We start from the raw sequence: 13847 nt of genomic DNA on the forward strand, positions 1-13847 counted from the left end.
GCATGCGGCCTTGGCGTCCCGGATGCCGATCACCCCTGGCCCACCATCCCATCCCACGCCAGCATCGCCGCACGGGCCATGCCTTGCAGCGCGTCGCGGCCGGCGCCGTCCAGCGCCTGCACCGACATGCCCTGGCGCACCGCGCTGTAAAACGCTGTCATCGCCTCGATGTCGGCCTGCGACGGCAGGTCACCCTCGGCCACACCGCGCAGCAGGCGCCGCCGTAATTCATCCTGCCCTTTCGCACGCCGTTGGTGCAGGTGCTCCCAGATTCCGGCATTGCCGGGTGTGCAGTTCAGCGCCGACAGCGACATGCAGCCGGCCGGACGGCCGGGCGTGGTGAAGCACTGCGCACTGGCCTCCAGCATTGCGGCAAACGCGGAGCGGGTATCGCCGTGCTCGGCAAGGATAGCCCCCACGTTGTCGCCCGTTTCGCGGTCGTACTGATCCAGCGCCTCCTTGAACAGCGCCTCCTTGGAGCCGAACGTGGCATACAGGCTGGGCGAGTTGATCTGCATCGCCTCGGTCAGGCTGGCCAGCGAGCTGCCTTCGTAGCCGTACTTCCAGAACACTTCCATGGCCCGACGCAACGCTTCGGCACGGTCGAAGCAGCGCGGGCGGCCTCGTTCGGCCATGGCCCACCTCCGGTTTTCATCGGCCGACAGACGTCTTTCCCTGCAAAAACAAGGCGTCCCGGCATGGCCGTTTTATTTCTGTAACGATCATAACAGAAATTGATTGACAGGCCGATTTGACCGCCCCGATCATATTTGTGTCGATCACTACAAATACCGCGGCGCCCACGCAGCGCACGCAAACCCTTGATCTGGAGATCACGATGACACAAACGGAACCCACTTCGTCGGGCCGGTGGCTGGTGCTGGGCGCGGTCTGCCTCGCCGGCATCATGATGCCCTTGAGCTTTACCGCGCCGGGGATCGCCATCCCCGCCATCAGCCAGGATCTGGGGGGCAGCGCGCTGGCGCTGGCCTGGGTGGTCAATGGCTTCATCCTGGCCTTCGGCAGCGCGGTGATGGCGGCCGGCGCGCTGGCCGACCGCTTCGGCCGCAAGCGCATGTTCCGCAACGGCATCGCCGCGTTCGGCCTGCTGTCGCTGGCGCAGGTGTTCGCACCGGACCTGATCACGCTGATCGTGCTGCGCGCGCTGCAAGGCGTGGCGGCAGCCACCGCGATGGCGGGCGGCTCCGCCTCGCTGGCGCACACCTTCGAGGGCAAGTCGCGTACCCAGGCCTATGGCCTGCTCGGCACCAGCTTCGGCGTGGGACTGGCGTTCGGTCCGCTGTGGGCGGGCTTTCTGATCGAATCGTTCGGCTGGCGCGCCATCTTCGCCACCAGCGTGCTGATGAGCGCCGCGATCCTGGCCTTCGGCGTGCCGCGCATGCACGAATCGCGCGACCCGGATGCCAAGGGCGTCGATGTCTGGGGCACGGTCACCTTCACCGGCATGTTGCTGCTGCTGACGCTGGGCATCATGCAAGGCCCGCAGGGTGGCTGGGCCAGCCCGCTGGTGATCGGCCTGCTGCTGGGCGCTCTGGCGTTGCTGGCGGCGTTCATCCAGGTGGAACGCACTCATCCGCGCTCGATGCTGGACCTTTCGCTGTTCCGGAACCGCCGCTTTCTCGGCGCGCAGGCGCTACCGTTCGGCACGGCATTCAGCTTCGTGGTGCCTCTGATCATCCTGCCGATCCGCTTCATCGGCATCGAAGGTTACGACCCGGTGCGCGCCGGGATGATGATGATCCCGCTGTCGGCGCCGATGCTGGTAGTGCCGTTCCTGGGTGCCCTGCTCACCCGCTGGCTCAGCGCCGCGACGCTGTGCGTCACCGGCTTTGCCATCTCAGCGCTGGCGCTGCTGTGGCTGGCCACGGTGCAGCCGGGCGCACCCGCCGCCGATTTCGTCTGGCCGCTGCTGTTGATCGGCGTTGGCGCCGGCCTGCCGTGGGGCCTGATGGACGATCTGGCGATCAGCGTGGTGCCGCGCGAACGCGCCGGCATGGCCACCGGCTTTTTCGCCACGGTACGCGTGGCCGGCGAATCGCTGTCGCTGGCCATCGTCGGTGCGGTGCTGGTCGGCGCGATGCAGGCCGGGCTGGTGGCGCGCCTGGACGGCCGGCCGCCGGTGGTGCAGTTGGCCAATGCGCTGGCCGCCGCCGACATCCCGCAGGCACAGGCGCTGTGGCCGGGCGTGACGCATGCCCAATGGCTGGCGGTGTATGGTGGCGCATTCCAGACGATGACGCTGGCACTGGCCGCGCTGACCGCCGCCTTCGGCGCCGTCGCTTATCTCACCTTGCGCCGCGCCCATGCGCCGGTGCCGCTGACACCGCCGCAGGTGGCGATGCAGGGCAACGCGGGCGAGTAACGCGGCTCAGGCGCGGCGTGGGCGCAAGACGCCGGTAAAGCCGCGCAGCGCCCGCCACCCGCCCACCAGCCGGGCGCGCCAGCCGGACAGCACGCCGGCGCGTGCCGGCACCTGGCACAGCCCGATACACCGCAGGTGGGCCGACACCGGTGCCGTCAGCGTCGCCCAACCGGCATCCACCAAGCCATGCACCTGGCCGGGGCGCAGTGGCACCGGCTCACCGAACATCGTTTCGGCCAGCCAGTGCGGCCCCGTCGCCAGGTTCAGCTCGCCGTGCAACAGGTGGAAGACCGCGTTGCGCCCCACGTACAGCCGCGCGGTCTGGCCGGCGCGGAGAAACAGATCGATGGGCTGGGTCATGGCAGGCTCCGGGCGGTGATGGATCAGCCCCGATTGTCCGGAACCATCGATTCGCCCGACAGGCACACGGCCGGCAAACCCCACCCGGAACAGCAACGGCAAAGCACCTCTGTTGCGATACAACGTGGTGTCATCTGTATGTGTTGCGCCCGCAATCGCGCGCGCACAATCGGGCGATGCACACCGAACCGCTCTATCGCCAGCTCGCCAGCCACTATCTGCACGCCATCCAGGCAGGCACGCTGCGGCCGGGCGAGCGCATGCCCAGCGTGCGCGTGCTGATGCAGCGCCACGATGTCAGCCTGTCCACCGCGTTGCAGGTGTGCCGCCACCTGGAAAGCCGGGGCGTGCTGGAGGCGCGGCCGCGCTCCGGCTACTTCGTGCGGCCGCAGGCGCGCGCCGGGCTGGCGCCGGCCAGCGAGCCGGTGGCCGCCCTGCCCGATCCGGCGCGCTATGTGGGCATCCACCAGCGGGTATCGGATATCGTGGCACGCGGCCAGGCGGCGACCGTGCATACCAACCTGTCCGGCGCCTCCGGCGCGCCGGGGCTGTATCCGACTGAACCACTGAAGAACGCCGCGATCCGCGCCTTGCGCCAGCATCCCGATCTGTTCGGCCAGGGCGTGCCGACACTGGGCGTGCCCGAATTCCGCGCGGTGATCGCCAAGCGGGCGCTGGCGGCGCGGATGAACCTGAGCGCCGACGAGGTGCTGATCACGCAAGGGTGCATCGAGGCGCTGAATCTGGCGCTGCGCGCCGTGGCCCAGCCCGGCGACGTGATCGCGGTCGAGTCGCCGGGGTTCTACGGCCTGCTGCAAGTGCTGGAAAGCCTGGGCATGCGCGCGCTGGAAATCCCCACCAGTCCGCAGACCGGCATTTCGCTGGAGGCGCTGGAACTGGCGGCACAGACATACGATCGCATTGCCGGCGTGGTGGTGGTGCCCAACCTGCAAAACCCGCTGGGGGCGGTGATGCCTGAAGCGCACAAGGAACGGCTGGTGCGCTGGTGCGCGGCGCAGGGGATCGCGCTGATCGAGGACGATACCTATTCGGGCACCCACAACGATGAAGCGCCACTGTCGGCGTTGAAATCGTGGGACCGCGACGGTGGAGTGATCCACTGTGCATCGCTGCACAAAACACTGGCGCCGGGCATGCGGCTGGGCTGGATCAGCGCCGGACGCTGGCACGCGCGGGTGGAGATGCTCAAGTTCACCCAGAGCCGCCCCAACGAGGCGCTTTCGCAACTGGCGGTGGCCGATTTCATGGCATCGGGCGCGTACGACCGGCATCTGCGGCGGCTGCGCGTCATGCTGCGCGACCAGCGCGAGCAACTGGCCGAGGCCATTGCCACCTGTTTTCCGGCCGGCACGCGGCTGAGCGTGCCCAATGGCGGCCTGGGGCTTTGGATCGAAATGCCGCAAGGTTGCTCATCGGCGACAGTGTTCGACGCCGCGCTACGTGAAGGCATCCGCATCGCACCGGGGCTGATGTTCTCCAACTCCAACCGTTTCGACGGCTTCATCCGCCTGAGCTGCGGCTTTCCCTATACGCGGGCGCTGGATCAGGCGCTGCGGCGGCTGGCGGACGTGGTGCGGCGGGCAGGCTGACCACCCCGTGGCGGATGGCAAGGCGGGCAACCGGAACTCAAGCGGCGCGATGCCTGAAGGATGGCCGCGCCTCGCGCGACACCGCCGGGCGTGGCCCCGCTATTCCGGGTCCGGCTCGTTGAACAACAGCCGGTTGCCGAACGGATCGGTCAGTTTCAGCAGCCGTGCGCCCCATGGCGCCTGCTCGATGCCAGGCCGCAGGAAGGCATACCCGCGTGCGATCAGTTCGGCATGCAACGCCTCGACACCCGTGGTCTGGATGAACACTGCCGCGCCGGGGCAGCAATCACCGTGATGCTCGGTCAGGTGCAGCGTCACGGCGCCACGCGAGACCTGCATGTACAGCGGCAGCGTCGGTTCGAAGCGATGTTCCCAATCGAGCGTGAAACCGAGGTAATCCAGGTAGAAGGCCCGCGCCTTGGCAATGTCGAAGATACGCAGCAGCGGAATGGTGGCGTGGAATTCGATCATGGCGAGTTGGCGCTTTCCCGGTTCTGGGCGGCCAGCCCGCCCGGTTGTCCCGCCAGCCTGCGCCGCGCGTTTTCCATGCGCAGCCGCAACACGGCCTGGCGCAGCCGCTCGCCAACCTGGCGGCCAAGATGCAGCGCGGGCGGTACGGTTTCGTCGCCAGCGGCCAGCGCATGCACATGCTTGTAGTGGCGCAGCGCCGCGGCATGATCGCCACGACGGATCGCCAGGTCGGCCAGTAGCGCGGCGGCTTCACGCGAGACGCTGGTCAGGCGCGCCTGGCCCGCCAGTTCATCGGCGCTGGTCAGGCAAGCCTCGGCGCGCGACAGCTCGCCCAGCCGCGCGTGGGTGCGCCCCAGCGCCAGCAGCACGTGGCTCTTGCCCCAGAGGTTCTGGTTTTCCTGGTGGATGGCGAAGGCGCTGTCCAGCTTTTCGCGCGCCGCCGGGTATTCGCCGCGTGCGAAGTGGATCAGGCCCAGATAGGACTCGACCTCGGCCTCCCACACATGGTTGGACACCGCTCCGGCCAGCAGCTCGCCGGCCTCGGCCAGGGCGCGCAACGCACGGTCGAAGTGCTGCATGCGGTAGGCGTCGCCGGCGATGTTGATCAGCACTTCGCAGCACAGCTTGGGTGTATCCAGGCCACGCACCAGTTGCAGCGCCAGCTCGTGGTAACGCAAGGCGCTGGTGAAATCCTCCAGCGCGTAATACACCTTGCCCACCCCAAGATAGATGCGGGTACCGTGATGCAGGTCGCGCCGTGCACGCACCTGTTCCAGGCTGTCCAGCCACGCCGCCAGCGCGCGCGGGTATTCGCCGGCTGCGTAATGGGAATAACCCAGCTCCACCTGTGCTTCGGTACAGGCGCGGTCGTCGCCAGCCTGGGCGTACAACGGCGCGGCGGCGCGGAAGGCGGCCTGCGCTTCATCCAGCGCGCCGATGTGCTGGTGCGCATGCCCCAGCGTGACCAGCGCGCAGGCGGTGACACCGGGATCGCCGAAGCGGCGCGCGCGCGCCAGCAGATCGGCGGCATCGGCCGGCGGCTCGGGCGAGCCATTGGCGGCGGCAATGGCCAGCGGCCGCAACTCGGCCAGGAAGCTGTCCAGCGGCGTGCTCATTGCGCCGGCTCCACGGCGACGCGATCGCGCCCGCTACGCTTGGCGAGATACAGCGCCAGGTCGGCGCGGGACAACAGGATTTCGGAGTTGTCCGCCGCCTGGTATTCGGCCACGCCGATACTCAGCGTCACCTCCAGCTCCGGTGACACCTGCTCCCAATCGTGATCGGCAATGCGGGTGCGCAACTGCTCGGCAACCCGGATCGCTCCCGACTGGCCGGCGCCCGGCAGTACCAGACAGAACTCCTCGCCGCCATAGCGCAGCAGCAGGTCACACTCGGCGCGGCCCAGGCTGAACAGTTGCGCGGCTTCGCGCAGTACAGCGTCGCCCACCGCGTGCGAGTGAAGATCGTTCACCTGCTTGAAATGATCGAAATCGATCAGCAGTACCGACAGCGGCTGCTGCCGGCTTTCGGCGGCGGCCAGCAGTTGCGGCAAGTGCTCGTCCAGCGCGCGGCGGTTGAGCATGCCGGTCAGGCCGTCGCGGTAGGCGGCCTGCTCCAGTTGCGCCATGCGCGCGCGCCCGGCGTCGGTTTCCTCGCGCAACTGCGACAGCTCGATCTCGGACGTGAGTAGCCGCAGGCGCATCTCGATCGCCTCCAGCCGGCGCCCGGATACCGTGGCGGCGCGCCGGTCGGCCCGGTGCAGGCGCTCGTACAGCGCGTGAAATTCGATGTAATGCCGCGTGGCGCGCACGTCGTCGCCGCGCGCTTCATAGTGTTCGGACAGTGCCTGTTGTACATCGACAACCAGTTGCGCCACCGGCAGGCCGCCGCTCAGCGCGGCGGCACGCAACAGGTGGTGCTCGGCGGCATCCACGTCACCCTGGCGCTCGGCCAGCCGGCCCAGCGCCAGCAAGGTTGCCGCCTGGCCAGCCAGATTGCCGGTATCGCTATGCAACGCCAGCGCGGACTGGAAATGCGCGCCAGCGCGCACGGCATCGTCGGCGGCCAGCGTGCCGAGATGAAACTGGATCTGCGCCTGCCAGGGCCGGTGGCCGGGCAGTACCAGCCGCCGCTGCGCCACGGCCAGCGCGGCACGCGCCATGTCGGGCTGGTCCAGGGCAATCAACGCGGCGCCCAGGCCGACGTGGGCACGCACCTGGAGCGTTTCCTCGCTCGCCAGTTCCACTGCCAGATCGTGATAACGGAAGGCGTAGTCGGCGTTACCGTGGGCCAGATACAGCGCACCGATGCCGATGCACGCTTCGGCGCAGGCATCGATACCGCCTTGCGCCAGCGCGGCGTCCAGCGCCCGCGACCAGTGCGCCAGCGCGGTGTTGGCATCGCCGCGCGCGGCATGGGTACGCCCTAGCGCCAGATGCAACGGCACCTCCTGCTCGGGCGGGAGCTTGCGCGACAGCCGTTGCAACACGGCGAGCGCGGTGTCGGCCTGACCGAGCGCCAGTTGGGCGTGGGCCTGGCACAGCGTGGCGCGCACGTGCAGCGCTTCGGCGCCGACCATGCGCAGGGTGCGGGAAAGAACGCGGCCCGCCAGCGCGGCGCCCCGGGCGGGATCGCCCGCCTCGTTGGCGGCGATGGCTTCGCGCAGCAGGTCCGAGGCGTCGATCTCGGCGGATGGCGAGGGTGGTAGTGATTCTGCGGCGTGGGTCGCCATGGAGTTCCTACACAAATCTGCACTTGATTTGCGTCGGATACTGCCCATCGCGACAGCGCTTTGCAAGCTGGCTCCGCCGTGCGGGCCCGCTCTCCGGGTGACCGGAAGCCGGGCCTAACCCGCGTCAGTATTGACTTCGCGTTTTAAAACGTTTGTTTTCGAGATGTAAAAAGACGAAGGCATCGCGCCGGCCTCACCGGCGCTTTGCCCTCACATTGCGGTATAGACCGGCCCACTGCCGCCTTCGGGGGTGATCCAGACGATGTTTTGCGTCGGATCCTTGATGTCGCAAGTCTTGCAGTGCACGCAGTTTTGCGCGTTGATCTGCAAACGTGGTCCTTTCGCCTCACGCACGATTTCATACACGCCGGCCGGACAATAACGTTGCTCCGGCGCATCCCAGCGCGGCAGGTTGGTCGCCACCGGCACGGTGGGGTCTTTCAGGGTCAGGTGACAGGGCTGGTTGTCGTCGTGCGCCAGGTTGGACAGCGCCACCGAGCTCATGCGATCGAAGCTGACCACATTGTCGGGCTTGGGATAGGCGATCCTGGGCATCTCTTCGGCCGGCCGCAGACAGGCGTGGTCGGGCTTGCGGTGGCGCAGCGTCCACGGCAGGCGCACGCCCAGCGCGCTCAGCCACATCTCGGCGCCGGCGGCCATCATCCCGCCCACGGTGCCCAGGCGCGACAGCATCGGCTTGATATTGCGCACCGAATCCAGCTCCTTGCCGGCCCACGACGCGGTCAGCGTGGCAGGGTAGTCGGTGAGTTCGTCCTGCGCGCGGCCAGCCGCGATGGCGGCCACCGCCGCTTCGGCGGCCAGCATGCCGGACTTCATGGCGTTGTGCGTGCCCTTGATGCGCGGCAGGTTGATCATGCCCGCGCCGCAGCCGATCAGTGCGCCGCCAGGGAACACCAGCTTGGGCCACGCCTGGATGCCACCTTCACTGATGGCGCGCGCGCCGTAGCACATGCGCTCGCCGCCTTCGAGCAGCGGGCGGATCCCGGGATGGGTCTTGAAGCGCTGGAACTCATCGAACGGCGACAGATGCGGGTTGGCGTAGTCCAGGTGCACCACGAAGCCGATGGCCACCAGTTGCTCGCCATAGTGATAGATGAAGGAGCCGCCACCAGTGCGGTTGTCCAGCGGCCAGCCCAGTGTGTGGCGCACCATGCCGGGCACGTGGCGGTCAGCCGGCACGCGCCAGATTTCCTTGATGCCGATGCCGAACTTCTGCGGGCCGCTGTCGGCGCGCAGTTGCAGTGTTTCTTCCAGTTGCCGGGTCAGCGAGCCGCGCGCGCCTTCGGCGAACAAGGTGTACGGCGCGCGGATTTCCATGCCGAGCGCGAACTGCGCGGTTTCCTTGCCGTGGGCATCGCGCCCCATGTCACCGGTGATCACCCCGGCCACGCGGCCCTGTTCGTCGTACAACACCTCGGCGGCGGCGAAGCCGGGATAAATCTCGACGCCCAGCGCCTCGGCCTGCGCCGCCAGCCACTGGCAAAGCTCGCCCAGGCTGGCGATATAGGTACCGTGGTTGCGCAGCATCGGCGGCAGCCCCCAGCCCGGCAGCGTGTAGCCACGGTCTTCGTCCAGCACGACGAATTCGTCCCGCGTCACCGCCGTGGTCATCGGCGCGCCCTGCTCGCGCCAATCGGGAATCAGTTCATCCAGCGCGCGCGGGTCGATCACCGCGCCCGACAGAATCTGCGCGCCCACCTCCGCGCCTTTCTCCAGCACGCAGACGCCGACCTCGCGCCCGGCGGCGGCGGCCTGCTGCTTGGCGCGGATCGCCGCCGCCAGCCCTGCCGGGCCGGCGCCGACGATCAGCAGGTCGTAGTTCATTGTGTCGCGTTGCATGGTGGGTCCTTGGAATGCTGGGAAGAGAAAAGGGGAAGGGAGGAGGGTCACGTCAAGGGCAACAGCCGGGGCCAGCGCACGAAGGCCAGCTTTTCACCCTTCCCTCTTATCCCTTCCCCCTTCTCCGGGTTTAAGGAATATATGGCAGATCGATTTCGTCGCTGCGCTGTACGTTGGCGGTCATGCCCCGGCACAGCGTCAGGAACTCGCGCATGCCGGGGGTCTGGTATTTCTGTTTATGCCAGACGAAATGAAACTGGCGACGCAGATCCAGCCCCGGCACTTCGATGGGCGCCAGGCTGCCACGCCGGAACGCTTCACGCAGCGCCAGCCGCGAAATGCAACCGATGCCCAGGCCGGATTCCACCGCACGCTTGATCGCCTCGGTATGTTCCAGCTCAAGCCTGATGTTCAGGCGCGGGCGATGCGGGCGAAATGCGTGGTCGAAGGTTTCGCGGGTACCGGAGCCATGCTCGCGCAGAATCCACGGCTCGGCCAGCAGCTCCTCCAGGCTGGCGCCACCGCGCCTGGCCAGCGGATGCTCGGGGCCGGCGAATACCACCAGTTCGTCGGCCACCCAGCTTTCCACCTCCAGCTCGGGATGGTGGCTCTCGCCTTCGATCAGGCCCAGGTCCAGCGCGTAGTCGGCCACCTGCTGCACCACGGTGGCGGTGTTGTGCACGTCCAGCTTCACCCGGCTTTCCGGATGCTGCTGCATGAACTGCGAGATCAGGATGGTGGCAAGGTAGTTGCCGATGGTAAGCGTGGCGCCGATGTGCAGCGCGCCAAACCCTTCGCGGCCTTCGAGCAGCGCCTCGATCTCGCTGGCCTGATCGATCAGCGCGGCGGCACGCGGCAGCAGGCGCCGGCCCAGCGTATTCAGTTGCAGCGTCTTGCCGACGCGATCGAACATCTGACAGCCGAACTGACGTTCGAATTCGCCCAGTGCCGTGCTGGTGGCCGATTGCGACAGGTTCAATTCGCGCGCGGCGTTGGAGACGTTCTCCAGCCGGCCGACGGCCACGAAGATTTCGAGCTGTCGCAAGGTATATCTCATATCATTTACTCAGATGGAAACGATCTAATAAATCCACTTCACAGATATTCTAACGGCCCATATAATTCACGGCAAATCGGAGATCACGACAGCGTTCCACCGCCTGGACCGGCCCAGCCGCAGGCGTCAGGAGCGCACAGACAGACAGCTTCGTATCGATAGCGTCGCTTCCCGCGCGCCCTCCGGACAGCCCGGAGAGGCGGGAAGCCTTAGGAGACATCCATGAAAGCACTGGTGGCCGTGAAGCGCGTTGTGGATCACAACGTGCAGGTCCACATCAAGCCCGACGGTTCCGGCCTGGAAACCGCGGGGGTGAAGATGAGCATCAACCCGTTCGACGAGATCGCGGTGGAAGAGGCATTGCGCCTGAAAGAGCGCGGCGTGGTGAGCGAAATCGTCGCCGTCACGCTGGGCGAGCCGGTGGCGCAGGACGTGCTGCGCCACGCGCTGGCAATGGGCGCCGACCGCGCCGTGCTGGTCGAGGCCCATGGCGAGTTGCAACCGCTGGGCGTGGCCAAGCTGCTGAAAGCCGTGGCCGACCGCGAGCAGCCGGGCCTGATCCTGCTGGGCAAGCAGGCCATCGACGACGACGCCGGCCAGGCCGGCCAGATGCTGGCCGCGCTGCTGGGCGCCGCCCAGGGCACCTTCGCCTCGGCCGTGACCGTGAATGGCGATGAGGTAGAAGTGGTGCGCGAAGTGGACGGTGGCACCGAGACCGTCGCGCTGAAGCTGCCGGCGGTACTGACCGCCGACCTGCGCCTGAACGAACCGCGTTTCGTCAAACTGCCCAACCTGATGATGGCCAAGAAAAAGCCCATCGAGCAGTTGGCCGCCGACAGCCTGGGCGTCGATTACGCCCCGCGCCTGAAGCGCCAGAAAGTGGGCACCCCGCCGCACCGCGCGCCGGGCGTGAAGGTGAACAGCGTGGCCGAACTGGTCCAGAAACTGCGTGAAGCGAAGGTGGTGTGATGAGCGTCCTGATCCTTGCCGAACATGACGGCCAGCAACTGAAGCAGGCCACCCGCCAGGCCGTGACCGCCGCCCAGTCCTGGGGCCTGCCCGTGCACCTGCTGCTGCTGGGCGCCGACACGGCCGCCGTGGCCACCCAGGCCGCGCAGGTGGCCGGCGTGGCGCGCGTGCTGCGCGTGGACGCCCCGCAATTCGAACATCCGCTCGCCGAGGACGTGGCCGCCGCCATCGTCAATCTGGCGCGCGACTACAAGGTGGTGCTGGCCGGACACACCGCGTTCGCCAAGAACGCGCTACCCCGCGCCGCCGCGCTGCTGGACGTGGCCATGCTGGCCGACGTGATCGCCATCACCGCGCCCGCCACCTACGTGCGCCCGGTCTATGCCGGCAACGTGCTGGCCACCGTGGAAAGCATCGACCCGATCCAGGTGGTGACGATCCGTGCCACCGCCTTCGCGGCCGCCGAAACGGGTGGTGGCGCCGAAGTGGTGTCGCTGGCCGCACCGGCCGCCAGCGCCGCATCGCGCTGGGTCAGCGAAACCCGCAACGTCTCGGACCGCCCCGAACTGGCCACCGCCCGTGTGGTGATCTCCGGCGGACGCAGCCTGGGCGAACGCTTCGAAGCCGTGCTCGGCCCGCTGGCGCAGCATCTGCACGGCGCCCTGGGCGCCACCCGCGCAGCGGTGGACGCCGGCTTCGCGCCGAACGACATCCAGGTCGGCCAGACCGGTACCGTGGTCGCGCCCGAGTTGTACATCGCCGCTGGCGTGTCCGGCGCGGCGCAGCACCTGGCCGGGATGAAGGACAGCAAGGTGATCGTGGCGATCAACCATGACCCGGACGCCGCGATTTTCCAGGTGGCCGACTTCGGTCTGGTGGCCGATCTGTTCGACGCGATCCCGCAACTGACGGCGGCACTGAAGCAGTGACATCGGGCGGCTCCAGAGGCGCCGCCTTTCCCTTTTCCCAGCATCCCGGCACGGCCGGGTTTTCATCAGGATTCTGCAATGAGTGCCTTCGCCTCCGAGCGCGTTCTCTCGGTTCACCACTGGAACGACACGCTGTTCAGCTTCAAGACCACGCGCGACCCCGGCCTGCGCTTCGAAAATGGCCAGTTCGTGATGATCGGCCTGATGGTGAACGGCAAGCCGCTGATGCGCGCCTATTCCATCGCCAGCCCGAACTACGAGGAATACCTGGAGTTCTTCAGCATCAAGGTGCCGGACGGCCCCCTGACCTCGCGCCTGCAAAAGATCGAGGTCGGCGATGAGCTGCTGGTCAGCCGCAAGCCCACCGGCACGCTGGTGCTATCGGACCTGAAGCCCGGCAAGAATCTGTATTACCTCTCCACCGGCACCGGCCTCGCGCCGTTCATGAGCCTGATCCAGGACCCCGACGCCTACGAGCAGTTCGAAAAGATCATCCTGATCCACGGCGTGCGCAGCGTGAGCGAGCTGGCCTATGCCCAGTTCATCGAAGACCAGTTGCCCAAGAACGAGTACTTCGGCGATGCCGTGCGCGAAAAGCTGATCTACTACCCGACAGTGACCCGCGAGGATTTCCGCAACCAGGGCCGTCTGACCGACCTGATCGAATCGGGCAAGCTGTTCGAGGACATCGGCTTGCCGCCGCTGAACCCGGAAACCGACCGCGCCATGCTGTGCGGCAGCCCCGCGATGCTGGAAGACACCTGCAAGCTGCTGGACGCGCGCGGTTTCCAGGTTTCCAAGCGCATCGGCATGCCGGGCGACTACGTGATCGAACGCGCCTTCGTCGAAAAGTAAGCCGCTCGCGACGGTTTATCGAAACCGAAACCCCACATCTTGAACGACAGAGAACACTGAGGACACCGAGGGATCACAGAGAAAGGCAAAACCGATTGGGCGCGCCGGCAGCTTGCCCTCTCGTTCTGGTTTCCTCTGTGTATCTCCGTGCTCTCCCTGTTCTCTGTCGTTCAAGATGTGGGGTTTCAACTTTCCGCCACCCCGGAAACCCGCCATGCACACCACCCAGATCGCCGCCTTTACCCGCATGCTGGCCGAAGGACGAGACAACGCGCTGCTGCGCTTCGGTCTGGGCCAGGCCCTGCTCGCCGACGGCCAGCCCGCCGCCGCCATCGAACACTTGCGCGCGGCGGTGACGCATGACCCGAATTATTCGGCCGCCTACAAATTGCTGGGCCGCGCGCTGGTGGAAGACGGCAACCGCGACGCCGCGCGCGACGTGTTCGGCACCGGCATCGCCGTGGCTGAACAACGCGGCGACGTGCAGGCGGCGCGCGAGATGAAGGTGTTTCTCAAGCGGCTGGACAAGCTCGACGCATCGGCCCCGCCCCCCACCGGTCCTCCAACGACGGAATGATGCCCCCCATGCGGTCGCGACCGGATCGCATCCCCTACACCCCAT

General features: G+C 67.4%; 13 protein-coding genes. 6 read left to right on the top strand and 7 right to left on the bottom strand.

Translation table 11 applies throughout. From position 1 onward, the window contains the following. Positions 1-29: 29 nt before the first annotated feature. A complete protein-coding gene (locus FAZ21_RS12260) occupies positions 30-635 on the bottom strand; it encodes a TetR/AcrR family transcriptional regulator (RefSeq protein ID WP_136773728.1) in 606 nt (201 codons plus the stop codon). Positions 636-838: 203 nt separating this feature from the next. Here FAZ21_RS12260 and FAZ21_RS12265 point away from each other — a divergent pair, with 203 nt between their 5' ends. After that, positions 839-2383: an MFS transporter gene (locus FAZ21_RS12265; RefSeq protein WP_136773729.1), complete on the top strand. Its 1545-nt coding sequence runs from the start codon at positions 839-841 to the stop codon at positions 2381-2383. A 6-nt stretch (positions 2384-2389) separates the two neighbouring features. On the opposite strand, the gene FAZ21_RS12270 is transcribed toward FAZ21_RS12265, so the two are convergent. Next, on the bottom strand, positions 2390-2743 hold the full coding sequence (locus FAZ21_RS12270; RefSeq protein WP_136773730.1) for a hypothetical protein: 354 nt from the start codon (positions 2741-2743) through the stop codon (positions 2390-2392). A 176-nt stretch (positions 2744-2919) separates the two neighbouring features. Here FAZ21_RS12270 and FAZ21_RS12275 point away from each other — a divergent pair, with 176 nt between their 5' ends. After that, positions 2920-4353 (top strand): aminotransferase-like domain-containing protein, encoded by a 1434-nt coding sequence (locus tag FAZ21_RS12275; protein ID WP_136773731.1) that lies wholly within the window; start codon positions 2920-2922, stop codon positions 4351-4353. A 99-nt stretch (positions 4354-4452) separates the two neighbouring features. Here FAZ21_RS12275 and FAZ21_RS12280 read toward each other — a convergent pair whose 3' ends face one another. The 5 genes from FAZ21_RS12280 to FAZ21_RS12300 all read right to left on the bottom strand — a co-directional run bounded on the left by FAZ21_RS12280 (position 4453) and on the right by FAZ21_RS12300 (position 10472). Beyond that, positions 4453-4824, bottom strand: coding sequence for a glyoxalase superfamily protein (locus tag FAZ21_RS12280; RefSeq protein ID WP_136773732.1), 372 nt, complete (start codon positions 4822-4824; stop codon positions 4453-4455). Next, positions 4821-5939: a tetratricopeptide repeat protein gene (locus FAZ21_RS12285; RefSeq protein ID WP_136773733.1), complete on the bottom strand. Its 1119-nt coding sequence runs from the start codon at positions 5937-5939 to the stop codon at positions 4821-4823. The genes FAZ21_RS12280 and FAZ21_RS12285 overlap by 4 nt, the downstream gene beginning before the upstream one ends. Then, positions 5936-7555, bottom strand: coding sequence for a GGDEF domain-containing protein (locus FAZ21_RS12290; RefSeq protein WP_136773734.1), 1620 nt, complete (start codon positions 7553-7555; stop codon positions 5936-5938). Before FAZ21_RS12290 ends, FAZ21_RS12285 begins: the two co-directional genes overlap by 4 nt. A gap of 210 nt (positions 7556-7765) precedes the next feature. Further along, positions 7766-9415 (bottom strand): electron transfer flavoprotein-ubiquinone oxidoreductase, encoded by a 1650-nt coding sequence (locus tag FAZ21_RS12295; protein ID WP_136773735.1) that lies wholly within the window; start codon positions 9413-9415, stop codon positions 7766-7768. 130 nt (positions 9416-9545) lie between these two features. Beyond that, on the bottom strand, positions 9546-10472 hold the full coding sequence (locus FAZ21_RS12300) for a LysR family transcriptional regulator (RefSeq protein WP_136773736.1): 927 nt from the start codon (positions 10470-10472) through the stop codon (positions 9546-9548). Positions 10473-10694: 222 nt separating this feature from the next. Between FAZ21_RS12300 and FAZ21_RS12305 the strand changes: the two genes are divergently transcribed. From FAZ21_RS12305 to FAZ21_RS12320, 4 genes are all read left to right on the top strand, one after another. Continuing rightward, positions 10695-11441 carry an electron transfer flavoprotein subunit beta/FixA family protein gene (locus FAZ21_RS12305; protein ID WP_136773737.1) on the top strand — a complete coding sequence of 249 codons (747 nt, stop codon included), beginning with the start codon at positions 10695-10697 and terminating at the stop codon, positions 11439-11441. Then, positions 11441-12370: an electron transfer flavoprotein subunit alpha/FixB family protein gene (locus FAZ21_RS12310; protein WP_136773738.1), complete on the top strand. Its 930-nt coding sequence runs from the start codon at positions 11441-11443 to the stop codon at positions 12368-12370. The genes FAZ21_RS12305 and FAZ21_RS12310 overlap by 1 nt, the downstream gene beginning before the upstream one ends. Positions 12371-12448: 78 nt before the next feature. Next, entirely contained in the window at positions 12449-13225 is a 777-nt protein-coding gene (locus tag FAZ21_RS12315) for a ferredoxin--NADP reductase (protein ID WP_136773739.1), read from the top strand. A 214-nt stretch (positions 13226-13439) separates the two neighbouring features. Next, a complete protein-coding gene (locus tag FAZ21_RS12320) occupies positions 13440-13802 on the top strand; it encodes a tetratricopeptide repeat protein (RefSeq protein WP_136773740.1) in 363 nt (120 codons plus the stop codon). Positions 13803-13847 lie beyond the last annotated feature (45 nt).

Source organism: Chitiniphilus eburneus, from assembly GCF_005048205.1.
Classification (GTDB): domain Bacteria; phylum Pseudomonadota; class Gammaproteobacteria; order Burkholderiales; family Chitinibacteraceae; genus Chitiniphilus; species Chitiniphilus eburneus.